This window comes from Curtobacterium poinsettiae, from assembly GCF_025677645.1.
In the GTDB taxonomy this organism is placed as follows: Bacteria; Actinomycetota; Actinomycetes; order Actinomycetales; family Microbacteriaceae; genus Curtobacterium; species Curtobacterium poinsettiae_A.
Genome location: NZ_CP106879.1, coordinates 3,321,396 through 3,337,947 on the forward strand (window position 1 = coordinate 3,321,396; position 16,552 = coordinate 3,337,947).

Consider the following 16,552-nt stretch of genomic DNA (forward strand, 5'->3'; position numbering starts at 1 on the left):
TCGTCCGGCGCATACACAGCCGACCGTTCCTGACCACTCGACGTCCCACGCACGACGGGTCGTGACCGAGCGACGCACGAGGGCGACGACGACGTGCGACCACCGCAGCCACGCACCCGCGCGAGCCCCGACCACTCGCCACCCCACATCCGCGCGGGGCCTGACCATCGGCCCGCCGAACCCGCGACACCCCGAGCGGCAGCGCCCGGGAAGGTCACGACACCCCGCTGCCTCCTCACCGCGGGGTCACGAACTGTCGGCTGGAGGCGCGCCGAACGACGACTCGTGACCACTCGACCACGGCGGACGGGGGTGTCGTGACCGCCCTACGCGCCGACGGTGCTCTCGCGGATGACGAGCGACGGGGTCACGGCCGCCGACGACGCCGTCCCGCCGTCGATCAGGGCGAGGAGCGCCTGCCCCGCGACGCGTCCGAGCTCCTCGAGCCGCAGGTCCACGGTGGTCAGCGGCGGCCTCGAGGCGAGCGCCATCACGTCCCAGTCGTCGAACCCGGTGACCGCGACGTCTCCGGGCACCGAACGCCCGAGCTCCCGCAGTCGGTCGCACACGCCCCGGGCGATCTGGTCGCTGCCGCAGACGATCGCGTCGACGTCGGGCGACTCCCGAGCCAGCACGTCCACGGCCTGCCGCCCCCAGCGCTCCGACCACTCGCCGTACAGCGGGTCGGTGACCAGGTGCGACCCGAGGACCGACGAGGCACCAGCCACCCGTCGCGCCGCGGACCGGTGTCGGGCCGGCCCCGTCACGATCGCGACCCGCTGCCGCCCGAGCGAGCGCACGTGCGAGGCGACGAGTGCCGACCCGGCGGCGTCGTCGAGGGTGATCGACACATCGGCGTCGTCGGTCGAGGGCGTGAAGGCGTAGACGACGGGGATGGACACGTCGATCGGGGGCCGGGCGTCGGCGGATCGGCCGGTGACGATGATGCCGTCGACGCCGCGGGCCGCCAGGGAGCGCAGGTAGTGGGCCTCGCGCACGTGGTCGTCCCGGGTGTCGCACAGCAGGACGGCCATCCGTCCCGCGGACAGGGCGTCCTCGGCGCCGAGCAGCACCGGGATCGAGAACCGGCCGAACGAGTCGGTGGTGATCATGCCGACGGTGTAGGTCCGGCCCGACGACAGCGCGCGGGCTCGGGCATCGCCGACGAACCCGAGCTTCTCGGCGGCGTCCTTCACGCGCAGCCGGGTGGCGTCCCGCAGCTGCCCGGTGCCGTTCAGCGCCTTCGACGCGGTGCCGATCGACACCCCGGCGAGCGCCGCCACGTCGGTGATCCGGATCGGTTGTCCGGTTCGTTCGAGCGTCACGGCAACCACCTTTCCGATGATCAGTGTGTGCCGACGACCTTACACAAAACCGCGGCGAGGCCCTTGCGCGATGTCCACCCCGTGTCGTAACGTCCCCCGCAGAAACCGTTTTCCGGATGGCCGAACCCATCCGACGGTGCCAGTCACATCGCAAGGAGGCGACATGACCACCACGCTCGCGACCGATCGCGGCGCGCACACCGCGACCCCGGTCCTCCCGACCGCCGACGCGCACCTCACGCTCCGGCCGCTGCCGACCGGCGACGCCCGGATCACCGGCGGCTTCTGGGCGCTCCGCCAGGAGCGCAACGGCCGCGACGCCGTCCGCAGCGGCTACCAGCAGCTGGAGACGGCCGGCAACTTCCGCAACCTCCGCATCGCCGCCGGACTCGAGGAGGGCGAGGCCGTCGGCCCGATCTTCATGGACTCCGATGTGACGAAGTGGCTCGAAGCCGTGGCGTGGGAGTACGGCCGCGCCCCCGCCGAGGACCTGCTCGACCTGCAGCGCGAGGTCACCGCCCTGTACGCGCAGGCGCAGGCGGACGACGGGTACCTGGACTCCGTGCAGCAGGTCCGCGGCAAGGGCGAGCGGTACACGGACCTCAAGTGGAGCCACGAGATGTACTGCGCCGGGCACCTGTACCAGGCGGCCGTGGCCCAGCACCGTGCGACGGGAGACACCGGGCTGCTCGACGTCGCGATCAAGAACGCCGACCACCTGGTGCGCACGTTCGGCCCGGGCGACGACCACGTCCAGGACGTCGACGGCCACCCCGTCGTCGAGATGGGGCTCGTCGAGCTGTACCGCGAGACCGGCAACCGTGACTACCTCGACCTGGCGCACTGGTTCGTCGACGCCCGCGGGCACGGCATCATCGAGCGCGCCGGCGGCGAACCGACGTACTTCTCCGACCGGGTGCCGAGCCGGCAGGCCACGACCGTCGAGGGCCACGCCGTCCGCGCCGTGTACCTGGCCGCGGGTGCCGTGGACGTCGCGATCGAGACCGGTGACACCGAGCTCCTGGCCGCGAGCGAGACGCAGTTCGCGGACATGATGGCCACGAAGGCGTTCATCACCGGCGGACTCGGGGCCCGGTGGGACTGGGAGGCGTTCGGCGACCCGTACGAGCTGCCGACCGACCGCGGCTACGCCGAGACCTGCGCGGCCATCGGCGGGGTCCAGTGGGCCTGGCGCCTGCTGCTCGCCACCGGCAAGCCGGTCTACGCCGACGCCATCGAGCGCCTGCTGTACAACGCGTTCCTCGCGGGCGTGAGCCTGGCCGGCACCGAGTACTTCTACGTCAACCCGCTGCAGCAGCGTGACCACGCGCACCAGGACGAGAACCGCTCGCCCGCGCACGGCCGCCGCGGCTGGTTCGACTGCGCCTGCTGCCCGCCGAACATCATGCGGACGTTCGCGAGCCTCGACGGGTACCTGGCCACCGCGACCGACGGCGGGCTGCAGGTCCACCAGTACGCCACCGCCGACCTCGGCCCGGTGCGGGTCGAGACCGACTACCCGCACGACGGCCGCGTCCGCGTGACGGTCACCGAGGACGGCCCGCTCGCCCTGGGTCTGCGGATCCCGGCCTGGTCGGACACCACGACCGTCACGGGTCCGGACGGGTCCGCGAACCCTGCGGCGGGCACGCTGCACGTCGTCGACCGCGAGTGGTCGGCGGGCGACACGGTCGAGCTCCTCTTCGACACGACGCCGCACCGCTACGTCGCCGACGCCCGCATCGACGCCGCCCGTGGGCAGGTCGCGATCGAGCGCGGCCCGCTCGTGTACGCGGTCGAGCAGGCGGACCAGCAGGGCTTCACGGTCGACGACCTGACGGTCGACGCGGACGCGCCGATCACCGAGGAGCGCCGCGACGACCTGCTCGACGGCGTCGTCACGCTGCGGATCCCGGGGCACGCCCCGGCCGAGCACGTGCAGCCGGCCTGGCCGTACCAGCGGCTGGACGGTCCGGGAGGCGCGACCACGGCCCGCGACGCGACCAGCGTCGACGACGTGGCTGGTCCGCAGGGCGCCACCACGGGCCTCCAGGCCGGTCGCGACGTCACCGCGACCGCGGTCCCGTACTACGCGTGGGCCAACCGGGGAGCCGCGCCGATGCGCGTCTGGCTCCCGCTGGCGCGGTGACCGGCGTGGACCGCCGTGCGTTCCTCGTCGGCGGCGTCGCCGGCGGAGCCGCCCTCGCCCTGGCCGGGTGCTCCGGCACCCTGCCGAAGGTCGTCGCGAAGCCCGCGAGCTTCGGGAAGGACGCGACCGGCACCGTGCAGGTGTGGTGCCGGTCGGCGACCCAGGCCGGCCTGACGTCCGCTGTCGCCGGGTTCAACAAGGCGAACCCGGAGCTGCAGGTCCAGCTGACGCCCGTGCCGGACGCGCAGTACGTGACCAAGCTGGCGACCGCGATCCGTGGGGGTGAGCCGCCGGACGTCGTCGACATCGACGACATCAACTCGCAGCTGTTCATCTTCCGAGAGGCCTTCGCGGACCTCACCGACGTCGTGCAGGGACTCGACTACTTCGACGCGATCTCACCCGGCCACCTGCGGCTGCTCGAGTACCGCGACCGGTACTACGGCCTGCCCTACCTGGCCGACAACTCGCAGCTGTTCGTGAACACCGAGCTGTTCGAGCGCGCGGGCCTCGACGTCGAGGAGTCGACGAAGGACCTGTCCACGCTGCTCGACGCGGCGAAGGCCATCCGCAAGCTCGACGACGACGTGTACGGCTGGTCGATCTCCGGCAACGCCGCCGGCATCATCGGCTTCGTCACGCAGCCGCACGTCTGGGCGACCGGAGTCGACATGATGACCGGCGAGGTGGGATCCCAGCGGGCGAACATCACCGGCAACGAGGCCCTCGAACGCATGCTCGAGTTCTACCGGCAGCTGTGGAAGGACGGCGTGCTGTCGAAGGCGACGTACTCCGACGCGGGCACCACGTGGGGCGCCGACTTCCGGGCCGGCAAGGTGGGGATCTTCCCGACCTCGTACGGGGCGACCGTGCCCGCGGCCACCAAGGCGATGCGGGCGAAGATGCAGACGGTGCTCATCCCGTCGTGGGACGGCCGGCGGTCGTTCTTCGACGGCGGCGACAACATGTGCATCCCGAACGGAGCAGCGAACCCGTCCGGCGGGTGGGCGTTCATGCAGTACGCGAACGGCCTCCAGCAGCAGCAGGCGCTGCCGGACGGCGGGTACTTCCCGACGCGGTCCGACGCCGCCACCCCGGAGTACCGCAAGCGGTTCCCGCTGGCGTACGGGCCCCTCGACGCGATCGAGAAGGGCTACGCACCGCAGACGCTGGCGTACAACCTGCTCAACAACCAGCCGTCGTCGCCGTACTTCGCGATGTTCCGCCAGGCCGTGTTCGGGTCGGGGAGCGCTGCCGCCATGCGGACGGCGCAGTCCGACTACCAGCGGATCCTCGACCAGGTGCAGGCCTGAGCCGGCCTGCTCCGCTCGTCTGTCGCCCGTCTCGGGCTCTGACTCGTCCCGCTCGTCTCGCTCGTCTCGCTCTTGTTGATGCACAGAGAGGTGCACGCATGTCGACCATCTCCACCCGGCGCCCCGCCGGCCGGACCGGCCCGGGCCGCCCCACCGTGGGCCGCGGCCCGGGGCGCGGCGGTTCCGTCCGGACCCGCAGCTCGCTCACCCACCCGCCGCGCACCGGCGCCGTCCTCGTCGCCCCGGCGATCCTGTTCGTCGCCGTCTTCGTGCTCGTCCCGCTCGTGTTCGCGCTCTACATCTCGTTCACGAACTGGCCCCTGATCGGCCCGTACCGGTTCATCGGGCTGCAGAACTACCTGACGCTGTTCCAGGACCCGACGTTCGTGCACGCGATCGGCTACACGCTGCTGTACACGGCGATCGTGACCCTGCCGATCCTGGCGCTCGGGTACTTCCTCGCGGTTCTCGTCCGCGCACGCCGCCGTGGCAGCACGATCCTGCGGACGGTGTTCTTCCTGCCGTACGTGGTCGGCCTGACGACGCTCTCGTTCATGCTCGTGCTCGAGGCGCAGCCGAACTCCGGCGCCGTCAACATGGTGCTCCGCTGGCTCGGGATCACCGACGGCAGCACCGCGTGGCTCGTGAACGGTCCGTTGGCGACGCTGCTCATCTGCGTGCTCGTGGTCTGGGCGGTGTCCGGGCTGACCATGGTGCTGCTCATGTCGGCGATGCAGGGCGTCCCCGACGAGGTCTACGAGTCGGCGCAGCTCGAGGGGGCGTCCTGGTGGCAGACCGAGCGCCTCATCACGTTCCCGATGATCCGTTCGACCGTCGCGCTGAGCGTCATCATCTCGGTGATCGGGTCGCTCCTGGCGTTCAACCAGTTCTACATCCTGACCCAGGGCGGCCCGGGCACCGAGACCACCACGATCGTGAACGCGATCTACAACCGCGGGTTCGTGAACCTGCAGCTCGGGGCGGCGACCGCCCAGTCGATCGCCCTCGTCGTGGTGATCGCCGCCGTGACGGTGTTCCAGTTCTGGGCACTGCGAGAGAAGGACTGACGCCATGAGCACCACGACCTCCCGTGCGGCCCTCGCAGCGCCGGACCTGTCCACCAGGACGCTGACCACGACGGGCGACGGCCGACGTCGGCGCCACCAGCAGGGCAGCGTCCAGCACCCGCGCGACACCACCGTCAAGCGCACCCTGTACGCGATCGCCGGCATCGGTTCGGCCCTCGTGTTCGGCGTCCCGCTCATCTGGTCGATCCTGCGGGCGTTCCAGTCCGAGGCCGTCATCACGCAGGCCCCGGACCCGGCGACGTTCTTCCAGCTCGGGTGGCAGAACTTCGCCGCCGTCTTCGCCTCGTCGTCGCACCTGCTCACCGGCGTCGTGAACTCGCTCATCGTGTCGATCGCCACGGCGGTGCTGACCGCGGTGATCGCGACGATGGCGGGCTACGGGTTCGCACGCTTCCGGTTCCGGGGCGCCGGACTCGTGTTCGGGCTGGTGCTGCTGACGATGATGGTGCCGTTCCAGGCCATCCTCACGCCGCTGTACCTCGAGATGAACGCCATGGGGCTGACGAACTCGCTGCTCGGGCTCGTGCTGTTCTACACGACCGTGAACCTGCCGTTCGGGGTGTTCGTGATGCGCAACGCGTTCGAGTCGATCCCCACCGAGCTCGAGGACTCGGCCTTCGTCGACGGAGCCTCGCGCTTCCGGGTCGTCGTGTCGGTGCTCCGCCCGCTGCTCCTGCCCGGGGCGGCGACCGCGGCGCTCTACGCGTTCCTGGCGTCGTGGACGGAGTTCCTCGGAGCCCTGACGTTCCTGACGAAGGACTCGCTGTACACGCTGCCGGTCGCGCTGCTCAACCTGCAGACCGGGGCGTACGGGCAGGTGTCCTACGGCAACCTCGTCGCCGGGTCGGTGGTGGCGATGATCCCGTGCATCGCGCTCTACGTCGGGTTGCAACGGTTCTACGTCGCCGGGCTGTCGTCCGGGGCGTTGAAGGGCTGACGGTCGGGTCAGCTCGCTGTCGGCGCCCCTCGCACCGTGCGAGGGGCGCCGACCGGTGCGGCCTACGTGCTGCGCCGCACCACCAGCTCGGGCGCGAGCAGCGTCTCGTCGCGGGGCTCCCCCTCGACCAGTGCCCGCACGGTGTCGAGCACCCGCTCCCCCATCGCCCGGAAGTCCTGCCGCACGGTGGTCAGCGGCGGCGTGAAGTGCGCGGCCTCGGGGACGTCGTCGAACCCCACCACGGCGATGTCGTCGGGGACCCGCAGCCCCTCGTCGGCGAAGGCGTGCAGCACCCCGAGCGCCATCTGGTCGTTGCCGGCGAAGACCGCGTCGACCGTCGTCACGTCGATGTGCCGGGCGGCCGCGAAACCGCTCGCGGGGGTCCAGTCGCCCTCGAGCACGACGGGTTCGAGCCCGGCGTCCTGCATGATCCGCAGGTAGGTCGCCCGGCGCACCTCGGACTCCTGCGACACGTGCGGCCCGGCGATGTGCACGATCCGGCGGTGTCCGCGGTCGAACAGGTGCTGCATGACGAGCGCGGTGCCTGCCGCCTGGTCGATGGCGACGGCGGCGACGCTCGGCGCGACCGGGGTCCGGACGGCGTCGCGCTGCACGGCGTTCGACACCACGACGGGCACCGTGACCGGCACGGTGAGTGAGGCGAGGGCGTCGAGCACCCGGTTGTCGGCTGCGACCAGCACGATCGCTGCGACGTCCTGCGCGAGCAGCGTGGTGAGTGCGCCGGACAGGTCGGACGGCCGCGGCTCCTCCGGCAGCGTGGACAGCAGCACGTGGTACCCGGCGGAACGGGCCGCCCGTTCGAAGCCGATCGAGGTGCTCGACGGACCGTACAGCGCATCGCCGGCGGTGATGATGCCGAGGGCCTTGCTCCGCCCTCCGGCGAGGGCGCGGGCCGCGGCGCGGGGCCGGTACCCGAGCTCCGTGACGGCGTCGGTGACCTGTGATCGGTACTGCTCGCGGACGGTCGGGTCGCCGTTGATCACGCGGGAGACGGTCTGGTGGGACACGCCCGCACGCTCGGCGACGTCGAAGATCGTCGGGGCCTTCCGGCGCTTGCCGCCCCTGCCCTCGGGGGCGGTCGTGGTGCTCACGTCGCCAACCGTACCGCTCGGTCCGGCCACCGCGGCAAGATCACGAAACGGCGACGCTGAGTTGACACCCCGTCACGGAACCCACAAGATGTGAGCGCTCACACGAGCGCATCCCACGGGGCACAGCAGCCCCGGCACCCGAGGCGTCGAGGACGACGTAAAGGAACAGAGGTACTTCGATGATGAAGCGCAGGATCATCGCGGGCGTCGCAGCCGTCGGCATCGCGATCTCGCTGGCCGCTTGCTCGGCCGGCGGCCGTGCATCCACCGACGGTGGCGGCAGCGGCGACAACAAGGGCGCCCTCGTCGGCGTCGCCATGCCCACCAAGGTCTCCGAGCGGTGGATCAAGGACGGCAACGCCGTCAAGAGCGACCTCGAGAAGGCCGGCTACAAGGTCGACCTCGAGTACGGCGACAACAAGGTCCAGCAGCAGGCTCAGCAGGTCAGCAACATGATCACCAAGGGCGCGAAGGTCCTGATCATCGCGTCGATCGACGGTGGCGCGCTCTCCGACCAGCTCGACGCCGCCGCCAAGGCCGGCATCAAGGTGATCTCGTACGACCGCCTGCTCACGGGCAACAAGAACGTCGACTACTACGTGTCCTTCGACAACGAGAAGGTCGGCGTCGACCAGGCGAACAGCCTGCTCACCGGCCTGGGTGTGCTCGACGCGGACGGCAAGAAGACCGGCGAGAAGGGCCCCTTCAACATCGAGGTCTTCGCCGGTTCGCTCGACGACAACAACGCCGGGTTCTTCTTCAACGGCGCCATGAAGACGCTCAAGCCGTACCTCGAGGACGGCACGCTGAAGATCCAGTCCGGCCAGGACGAGCTGTCCCAGGCCGCCACGCAGCAGTGGGACCCGGCCACGGCCAAGGCCCGCATGCAGAACCTGGTCGCCAAGTCCTACTCGGGCGGCACCACGCTCGACGGCGTGCTCTCGCCGTACGACGGCATCTCGATCGGCATCATCTCGGCGCTGCAGGGCGCCGGGTACGGCACGAGCGACCGTCCGCTCCCGACCGTCACCGGCCAGGACGCCGAGGCCGCCTCGGTCAAGTCGATCATCGCCGGTCAGCAGTACTCGACGATCTACAAGGACACGCGCAAGCTCGCCAAGCAGTCGGTCACCATGGCCGAGGACCTGCTCAGCGGCAAGGAGCCCGAGGTCAACGACACGAAGAGCTACGACAACAAGGTCAAGGTCGTCCCGACCTTCCTGTTCCAGCCGACGGTCGTCACGAAGGACAACTACAAGGAAGTCCTCGTGGACTCGGGGTACTACACCGAAGCCGACCTGAAGTAGTCAGGTCCATCTCACGGACCGGAGGCGCGGTGCCAGCCCGCACCGCGCCTCCCGTCCGTCTCCACCAGCGCGCCCACGCGCGCACGACGGAAAGGCGTCCACATGGCGGACACCATCCTCGAGATGCGGGACATCACCAAGACGTTCCCCGGCGTCAAGGCCCTGCAGGGCGTCTCGATCGAGGTCGAGCGCGGCCAGGTCCACGCGATCTGCGGCGAGAACGGCGCGGGCAAGTCGACGCTCATGAAGGTGCTGTCGGGTGTCTACCCGGCCGGTTCCTTCGACGGCGAGATCCTGCTCGACGGCGAACCCGTGCGGTTCGCGGACATCAACGACTCCGAGGCTGCGGGCGTCGTGATCATCCACCAGGAGCTGGCGCTCAGCCCGTTCCTGTCGATCGCCGAGAACATCTTCCTCGGCAACGAGCAGTCCAAGGGCGGCTTCATCGACTGGAACAAGACGAACCTGACGGCCGCCGAGCTACTCAAGCGCGTCGGGCTGAAGGACAACCCGGTCACCAAGGTCGTCGACCTCGGTGTCGGCAAGCAGCAGCTCGTCGAGATCGCGAAGGCGCTCTCGAAGGAGGTGAAGCTCCTCATCCTCGACGAGCCCACCGCGGCGCTGAACGACGACGACTCCGCGCACCTGCTCGAGCTCATCCGCTCGCTGCAGGCCGAGGGCATGACGGCGATCATCATCAGCCACAAGCTCAACGAGATCAAGGCGATCGCGGACAAGGTCACGATCATCCGTGACGGCAAGACCATCGAGACCCTGGACATGCGGGCCGACGACGTGTCCGAGGACCGGATCATCCGCGGGATGGTCGGCCGTGACCTGTCGAACCGGTACCCCGAGCGCGAGAACCCCGTCATCGGCGAGGAACTGCTGCGGATCGAGGACTGGACCGTCCACCACCAGCTCGACTCGTCGCGCGAGATTATCCACCAGGCCAACCTCAGCGTCCGCGCCGGCGAGGTCGTCGGCATCGCCGGGCTCATGGGCGCCGGGCGCACGGAACTCGCGATGAGCGTCTTCGGCCAGTCCTACGGCACCGGCATCAGCGGCACCGTCTACAAGCGCGGCACCCCGATCAAGACGCACACCGTCTCGCAGGCGATCGACAACGGCATCGCCTACGTCACCGAGGACCGCAAGCGCTACGGCCTGAACCTGATCGACGACATCAAGCGGAACATCTCCGGGTCGGCGCTCGGCAAGCTCGCGAACTGGGGCTTCGTGAACTCCTCGGAGGAGACCACGGTCGCCAGCCAGTTCCTCAAGAGCCTCAACATCAAGGCGCCGAACGTCGACGTCGTGACGGGGAAGCTCTCCGGCGGGAACCAGCAGAAGGTCGTCCTGTCGAAGTGGATGTACGCCGACCCGGACGTGCTCATCCTCGACGAGCCCACCCGCGGCATCGACGTCGGCGCCAAGTACGAGATCTACACGATCATCAACCAGCTCGCCGACCAGGGGAAGGCGGTCATCGTGATCTCCTCCGAGCTCCCCGAACTGCTCGGCATCTGCGACCGCATCTACACCCTCTCCGAGGGCACCATCACGGCCGACGTCCCGCGCGCCGAGGCGACGCCCGAGGTCCTCATGCAGTACATGACCCAGGAACGGGAGACCCCTGTCAATGAACGCGCTTAAGTCCGCCGTCGGCTACCTCACCGGGCAGCTCCGACAGATCGGCCTGTTCATCGCGCTGATCGTCATCGTCATCTTCTTCCAGGTGACCACGAACGGCATCACGCTGGCCCCGATCAACGTCTCGAACCTGATCGTCCAGAACAGCTACATCCTCATCCTGGCCATCGGCATGGTCATGGTCATCATCGCCGGCCACATCGACCTGTCGGTCGGGTCGGTGGTCGCCTTCACGGGCGCCATGGCCGGCGTGATGATCACGCAGTGGAACATCCCGTGGCCGATCGCGGTCGTGCTCTGCCTGGTGGTCGGTGCGCTCGTCGGCGCGTGGCAGGGCTTCTGGATCGCGTACTTCGGGATCCCGGCGTTCATCGTGACGCTGGCGGGCATGCTCGCGTTCCGCGGCGCGGCCCAGATCGTCCTGCAGAACCAGCAGATCTCGCCGTTCCCCGCCGGCTTCCGCTCGCTCGGCTCCGGCTTCCTGCCGTCCTTCGGCACCACCGGGTACGAGCCGCTCACGATGATCCTCGGCTTCGCCGCCGCGGCCGTCATGGTGATCGCGGCGTTCCGCGGTCGCATCACGCGTCGCAAGTACCAGCTCGAGAGCGAGCCGTTCGCCTGGTTCATCGTGAAGACGGCGTTCGGTGCCGTGCTCGTGATCTACGTGGCGCTCCTGCTCGCCAGCTACAACGGCACCCCGATCGTGCTCGTCGTGCTCGGTGCCCTCGTGGTGATCTACTCGGTCGTCATGCGGAGCGCGGTGTTCGGCCGTCACATCTACGCGATCGGCGGCAACGCCCTGGCCGCGCAGCTGTCGGGTGTGAAGACGAAGCGCGTCACGTTCCTGCTCTTCGTCAACATGGGTGTCATCTCGGCCCTGGCGGGCGTGGTCTTCACCGGCCAGCTCAACCTGGCGGCACCGGGCGCGGGCAACGGCTTCGAGCTCGACGCCATCGCCGCCGTGTTCATCGGTGGCGCGGCCGTCACCGGCGGCATCGGCACCGTGCCGGGCGCCATCGTCGGTGGTCTCATCATCGGTCTGCTGAACAACGGCATGTCGATCCTCGGCGTCGGCACCGAGTTCCAGTCTCTGATCAAGGGTCTGGTGCTGCTCGCCGCCGTCGCGTTCGACGTGTTCAACAAGCGCCGGGCGGCGTCCGCGCGCAAGTAACGCGTCGGAGTCGCCCCCGCCGAAGCGACAGAAGTGCACGGAACAGCCGTGCACTTCTGTCGCTTCCGCGTTCAGCGGGACAGGACGGCCCAACCCCCGGCCGGGAGGCGCAGGGTCCCGTCCCCGAGATCGGCCCCGCCCGCCTCGACCTGCGTCGCGTCGGCCACGGGCACCTCGACGGGATCGTCCGACAGGTTCAGGGCGGTCACCACGGCGGCGTCCGCCGTCGCGGTCCGCAGCACCACGGCGGTGTTCGTCAGGTGCACGACGTCGGTGTGCGCGCGGTGCAGCCACGGGTTGCGGCGACGCAGGGCGATGAGCGCCTCGTACGCGTGGGTCAGGTCCGTCGGCGTCGGGACCTCGGCCGGGAACTCCGGGCGGACCGCGTCGTCGCCGCCCTCGCGTTCCTCCTTCACCCCGGTCCAGCCGTACTCGTCGCCCGCGTAGACCACCGGGGTCCCCGCCACCGTGAACAGCACGGCGGCGGCGTGCCCGGCGAACCGCTCCCCCACCGCGCTCGCGATCCGGGTGACGTCGTGGTTGCCGACGAACGTGGTCGGGGCGAACGTGGCCAGCAGCGCGTCGTGCCGCTCGATCGCGTGCGCGAGCTCGTGACCGTTGCGGTCCGCGATGCCGTGCCAGATCCCCTGCCACAGCTCGTACTGGGTCAGCGAGTCCATCGTCGAGTCGCGAGCGATCGCCGCCGCGTCTCCGTGGATCACCTCGCCACTGAACCAGGCGTCCGGGAACCGCTCCCGCATCCGCGGCAGCACCCGCGCCCAGAACGCCGGCGGCACCGCGTACGCCGCGTCGAGCCGCCAACCGTCGACGCCGCGGGCCAGCCAGTGCGTCATCACTTCCACCACGAGGTCCTCGGTGGCGCGGCTGTCGTGGTCGAGCGCGACGAGGATGTCGTGGCCCTCGAACAGTCCGACGGGCACGGGCTGCCCCGGCTGCCAACCGGACCAGTCGATGGCGAACAGGTCGGCGGTCGGCGCCTCCGGGCCGTAATCGGACAACGCGCGGAACGCCGGGTGCTCACGGCCGACGTGGTTGAACACCCCGTCCAGCAGCACCCGAACGCCCCGCTCGTGCGCCGCCGCGACCAGGGCGGTGAAGTCGGCGTCGTCGCCCAGGCGCGGGTCGATGCGGAAGTGGTCGACCGTGTCGTACCCGTGGGTCGAGCTCGCGAACACCGGGCCGAGCAACAGGCCGTTCAGACCGAGGTCGACGACGTGGTCGAGCCACCCGGCTAGGCGGTCGAGGCGGTGTTCGAGTGGACGCTCCCCCACGGGCGCCGCGGGGCGGACCTCGGAGCCGACGAAACCGAGCGGGTAGACGTGCCACCACATCACGTGCTCGACCCACGCGGGTTCGGGGTGACGGGTGGGTGCGGTGTCGGTGTTCACCGGTCCGATGCTGCCAGCCGGACCTGCGTCGGGTGTGCTCGTGCTGGGAACGGACAGGAGCAGCAGGACGAGGATGAGGGCATGGGACGCGCGATCAGGACGGCAGCGGACGCTGCGGCGAACGAGGCGGAGCACGCCGAACGTACGTGCGCGTCGTGCGGGCGAACGATGCCCTCGTCGGCGGCACCGGAAGCGCGGTACTGCTCCGCAGCGTGCCGCAAGCACGGAGTCGACGCCACCGACCGGGCCCTCGAACAGCGCATCGACGAGCTGCTCGCCGCGCGCGCACGGACCTCGAGCATCTGCCCGTCCGAGGTCGCTCGGTCGCTCGAGCCCGACGACTGGCGGCCGCTGATGGAACCCGCCCGCCGAGCCGCCCGCCGCATGGTGGCCCGCGGCGAGGTCGAGATCACGCAGGGCGGCTCCGTGGTCGACCCGTCGACGGCGAAGGGGCCGATCCGCATCCGTCGCCCGCGCTGAGGGAACACGTGTCGTTCATCGTCGGTTGCATGCAGGGATGACTGCAACCGGATCGACCGAACCGACCCCTGTCCAGCCCCGAGCCCTCGTCGTGGGAGCGAGCGGCATCACCGGCTCCGCCCTGGTGAGCCACCTGCTCGACGACGGCTGGGAGGTCACGGCGCTGTCCCGCCGGCCGATCGGCCGCGACGGCGTCCGGACCGTCGCCGCGGACCTCCGCGACCCCGAGAGCCTGTCCGCCGCGCTGGCGGACGAGCAGCCGACCCACGTGTTCTTCACGGCGTGGCAGCGCCAGGACACCGAAGCCGAGAACATCCGCGTGAACGGCGGCATGGTCCGCGACCTGCTAGCAGCGCTGTCGCACGCACCTGCTGGCGCACGTCGCCCTGGTCACCGGCCTGAAGCACTACCTCGGCCCGTTCGAGGCGTACGCCGCCGGCGAGATGCCCGACACGCCCTTCCACGAGGAGGAGCCGCGCCTCGACACCCCGAACTTCTACTACGCGCAAGAGGACGAACTCTTCGCAGCGGCCGAGCGCCAGGGGTTCACCTGGTCGGTGCACCGCTCGCACACCGTGATCGGGCACGCCGTCGGCAACGCCATGAACATGGGGCTCACGCTCGCCGTGCAGGCCACGCTGGCGAAGGAACTCGACCTGGACTTCGTGTTCCCGGGCAGCGAGGCGCAGTGGAACGGCCTGACCGACATGACCGACGCCGGCATCCTCGCCGAGCACATGGTGTGGGCCTCGACTTCGCCCGAGGGTGCGGACGAGCCGTTCAACATCGTCAACGGCAACGTCTTCCGGTGGCGCTGGATGTGGCCGCGCCTGGCCGCGCACCTCGGTGTCGACCCCGCGCGCGTGGTGGGCTACCAGGACGCGCCCCGCCCGCTCGAGGTCCAGATGGCCCCGTACGAGGCCGAGTGGGCCGGCATCGCCGAGCGGCACGGCTTGGTCGAGTCGGACATCACCCGGCTCGCCTCGTGGTGGCACACCGACGCCGACCTCGGTCGTGCGATGGAGGTCGTCACCGACATGGGGAAGAGCCGCGAGGCCGGGTTCACGGCCTTCCGACGCACCGAGCAGGCCTTCGCCGACCTGTTCGCCCGGTACCGCGCGGACCGCCTGATCCCCTAGCCGGTCACCGGGGTACGTCGTTCCTCGGACCCGGCCGCGAGCGTCGCCGACCCGCGTGGTTGTCTCGTGGTCACACGCGCCGGGAGCCCTCGGCGGTTCCCGGAGGAAGGAAGACACCATGTCGCTCGGAGACAAGGCGAAGGACGTCACGCAGAAGGTCGTCGGCAAGGTCGAGGAGGCCGTCGGCAAGAAGACCGACGACGCCGAGCTCACCCACCAGGGTCAGAAGGACCAGGTCATGGGCGAGGGTCGTCTCGACAAGGAGAAGGCCAAGGACGCGTTCGACGGCAAGTGAGCCTCGGGATCAGACGCCCGTACCGCTCGTCGGTGCGGGCGTTCGTCGTTCCCTGAGGCGGCCGCGTGGACCGCGCGCAGTGTCAGAACGCGTACCGGATGCAACAGGAGGGCAGGTGCTCGGCGACGAGCTCGCGGAAGCGCTCGACGAGCTGCCCCTTCATGCCGGACCGGTAGCGCACGTTCGCGGCACCGTTCTGGGACACCTTCTGCTCCTGCAGGTCCGGACGCCACAGCAGGTCCTCGGCCTTCGGGTGCCACCCGAGGTTGACCTCGTGCAGGGGTTGGTTGTGGGTCAGGAAGATCACCTCGGCCGCGAGCTGCGCCTTCGCCGCCGGGGACAGCACGTCGTCCACCTGGCGCAGCAGCTCGGCCCAGTCGGACTCCCACGTCGGCGTCAGGATGACCGGTGAGAAGTTGAGGTGGACCTCGTACCCGGCGTCCACGAAGTCGTTCACCGCGGCGATCCGCTCGGCGATCGGGCTCGTGCGGATGTCGGTGACCTTCGCGGTCTCGTGCGGCATCAGCGAGAAGCGGATCCGGGTCCGGCCCATCGGGTCCCAGTCGAGCAGGTCGCGGTTGACGTACTTCGTCGCGAACGAGGCCTTGGCCGTCGGGGTCATCCGGAACAGGTCGCAGAGGTCACGGACGTTGTCGCTGATCATCGCGTCGACGGAGCAGTCGCTGTTCTCGCCGATGTCGTAGACCCAGGAATCCGGGTCGCACTGGTTCGGCTCGGTCTTCGGCCCCTGCTTCGCGATGTTCCGCGCCACGTGCTTCGTGATCTGGTCGATGTTCGCGAACACCGTCACCGGATTGCTGTAGCCCTTGCGCCGCGGCACGTAGCAGTAGGCGCACGCCATCGCGCAGCCGTTCGCGGTGGAGGGGGCGATGAAGTCGGCCGAGCGCCCGTTCGGCCGGGTGACGAGCGACTTCTTCACGCCGAGCACGAGGGCCTCGGTCTTGATCCGCACCCAGCGCTGCACGTTGCGCTCGTCGCCGTGCACCTCGGGGATGTTCCAGTGCGACTCGACCGGGACGATCTCGGCGTCCGGCCACTGCCCGACGATCTCCTGCCCGCGCTGCAGCTCGAGGGCGGCGGGCTCGGCGTAGATGCGGTGGACGTCGAGCATCGGGCGGACACGTGCGTTGCTCATCGACACCTGTCTACCGGG

The 16,552-nt window shown here is 70.0% G+C and carries 13 protein-coding genes and 1 pseudogene; 10 read left to right on the forward strand and 4 right to left on the reverse strand.

What is annotated here, in order from left to right; all coding sequences use genetic code 11:
• Window positions 1–326: 326 nt before the first annotated feature.
• The gene (locus OE229_RS15875; RefSeq protein WP_182064757.1) at window positions 327–1,325 is read right to left on the reverse strand and encodes a LacI family DNA-binding transcriptional regulator; all 999 of its coding nucleotides are present in this window, start codon (window positions 1,323–1,325) and stop codon (window positions 327–329) included.
• A gap of 163 nt (window positions 1,326–1,488) precedes the next feature.
• On the opposite strand from OE229_RS15875, the gene OE229_RS15880 reads away from it, so the two are divergent.
• From OE229_RS15880 to OE229_RS15895, 4 genes are all read left to right on the forward strand, one after another.
• A complete protein-coding gene (locus OE229_RS15880; RefSeq protein WP_262138824.1) occupies window positions 1,489–3,474 on the forward strand; it encodes a glycoside hydrolase family 127 protein in 1,986 nt (661 codons plus the stop codon).
• Window positions 3,471–4,787: an ABC transporter substrate-binding protein gene (locus OE229_RS15885; RefSeq protein ID WP_262138826.1), complete on the forward strand. Its 1,317-nt coding sequence runs from the start codon at window positions 3,471–3,473 to the stop codon at window positions 4,785–4,787. The genes OE229_RS15880 and OE229_RS15885 overlap by 4 nt, the downstream gene beginning before the upstream one ends.
• Before the next feature lie 98 nt (window positions 4,788–4,885).
• A complete protein-coding gene (locus OE229_RS15890; RefSeq protein ID WP_262138827.1) occupies window positions 4,886–5,854 on the forward strand; it encodes a carbohydrate ABC transporter permease in 969 nt (322 codons plus the stop codon).
• A 4-nt stretch (window positions 5,855–5,858) separates the two neighbouring features.
• Window positions 5,859–6,812, forward strand: coding sequence for a carbohydrate ABC transporter permease (locus OE229_RS15895; RefSeq protein ID WP_027466164.1), 954 nt, complete (start codon window positions 5,859–5,861; stop codon window positions 6,810–6,812).
• 62 nt (window positions 6,813–6,874) lie between these two features.
• On the opposite strand, the gene OE229_RS15900 is transcribed toward OE229_RS15895, so the two are convergent.
• Window positions 6,875–7,924: a LacI family DNA-binding transcriptional regulator gene (locus OE229_RS15900; protein WP_182064760.1), complete on the reverse strand. Its 1,050-nt coding sequence runs from the start codon at window positions 7,922–7,924 to the stop codon at window positions 6,875–6,877.
• Window positions 7,925–8,103: 179 nt separating this feature from the next.
• Here OE229_RS15900 and chvE point away from each other — a divergent pair, with 179 nt between their 5' ends.
• From chvE to mmsB, 3 genes are all read left to right on the forward strand, one after another.
• On the forward strand, window positions 8,104–9,231 hold the full coding sequence (chvE, locus tag OE229_RS15905; RefSeq protein WP_182064761.1) for a multiple monosaccharide ABC transporter substrate-binding protein: 1,128 nt from the start codon (window positions 8,104–8,106) through the stop codon (window positions 9,229–9,231).
• A gap of 102 nt (window positions 9,232–9,333) precedes the next feature.
• Complete coding sequence (gene mmsA, locus OE229_RS15910; protein ID WP_182064762.1) at window positions 9,334–10,887, forward strand: multiple monosaccharide ABC transporter ATP-binding protein; 1,554 nt, start codon at window positions 9,334–9,336, stop codon at window positions 10,885–10,887.
• Window positions 10,874–12,055: a multiple monosaccharide ABC transporter permease gene (gene mmsB, locus OE229_RS15915; RefSeq protein ID WP_027466160.1), complete on the forward strand. Its 1,182-nt coding sequence runs from the start codon at window positions 10,874–10,876 to the stop codon at window positions 12,053–12,055. The genes mmsA and mmsB overlap by 14 nt, the downstream gene beginning before the upstream one ends.
• 71 nt (window positions 12,056–12,126) lie before the next feature.
• Here the strand turns inward: mmsB and OE229_RS15920 are convergent, their stop codons facing one another.
• On the reverse strand, window positions 12,127–13,464 hold the full coding sequence (locus tag OE229_RS15920) for an alpha-amylase family glycosyl hydrolase (RefSeq protein ID WP_262138830.1): 1,338 nt from the start codon (window positions 13,462–13,464) through the stop codon (window positions 12,127–12,129).
• A gap of 81 nt (window positions 13,465–13,545) precedes the next feature.
• Here OE229_RS15920 and OE229_RS15925 point away from each other — a divergent pair, with 81 nt between their 5' ends.
• The 3 genes and pseudogenes from OE229_RS15925 to OE229_RS15935 all read left to right on the forward strand — a co-directional run bounded on the left by OE229_RS15925 (window position 13,546) and on the right by OE229_RS15935 (window position 15,378).
• On the forward strand, window positions 13,546–13,944 hold the full coding sequence (locus OE229_RS15925; protein WP_262138832.1) for a DUF3253 domain-containing protein: 399 nt from the start codon (window positions 13,546–13,548) through the stop codon (window positions 13,942–13,944).
• Between the two features lie 37 nt (window positions 13,945–13,981).
• Window positions 13,982–15,083: pseudogene (locus OE229_RS15930) on the forward strand (SDR family oxidoreductase).
• Between the two features lie 118 nt (window positions 15,084–15,201).
• A complete protein-coding gene (locus OE229_RS15935) occupies window positions 15,202–15,378 on the forward strand; it encodes a CsbD family protein (protein ID WP_152999032.1) in 177 nt (58 codons plus the stop codon).
• Between the two features lie 82 nt (window positions 15,379–15,460).
• Here the strand turns inward: OE229_RS15935 and OE229_RS15940 are convergent, their stop codons facing one another.
• Window positions 15,461–16,534, reverse strand: a complete 1,074-nt coding sequence (locus OE229_RS15940; protein ID WP_262138836.1) for a spore photoproduct lyase family protein — start codon at window positions 16,532–16,534, stop codon at window positions 15,461–15,463.
• Window positions 16,535–16,552: the final 18 nt, after the last annotated feature.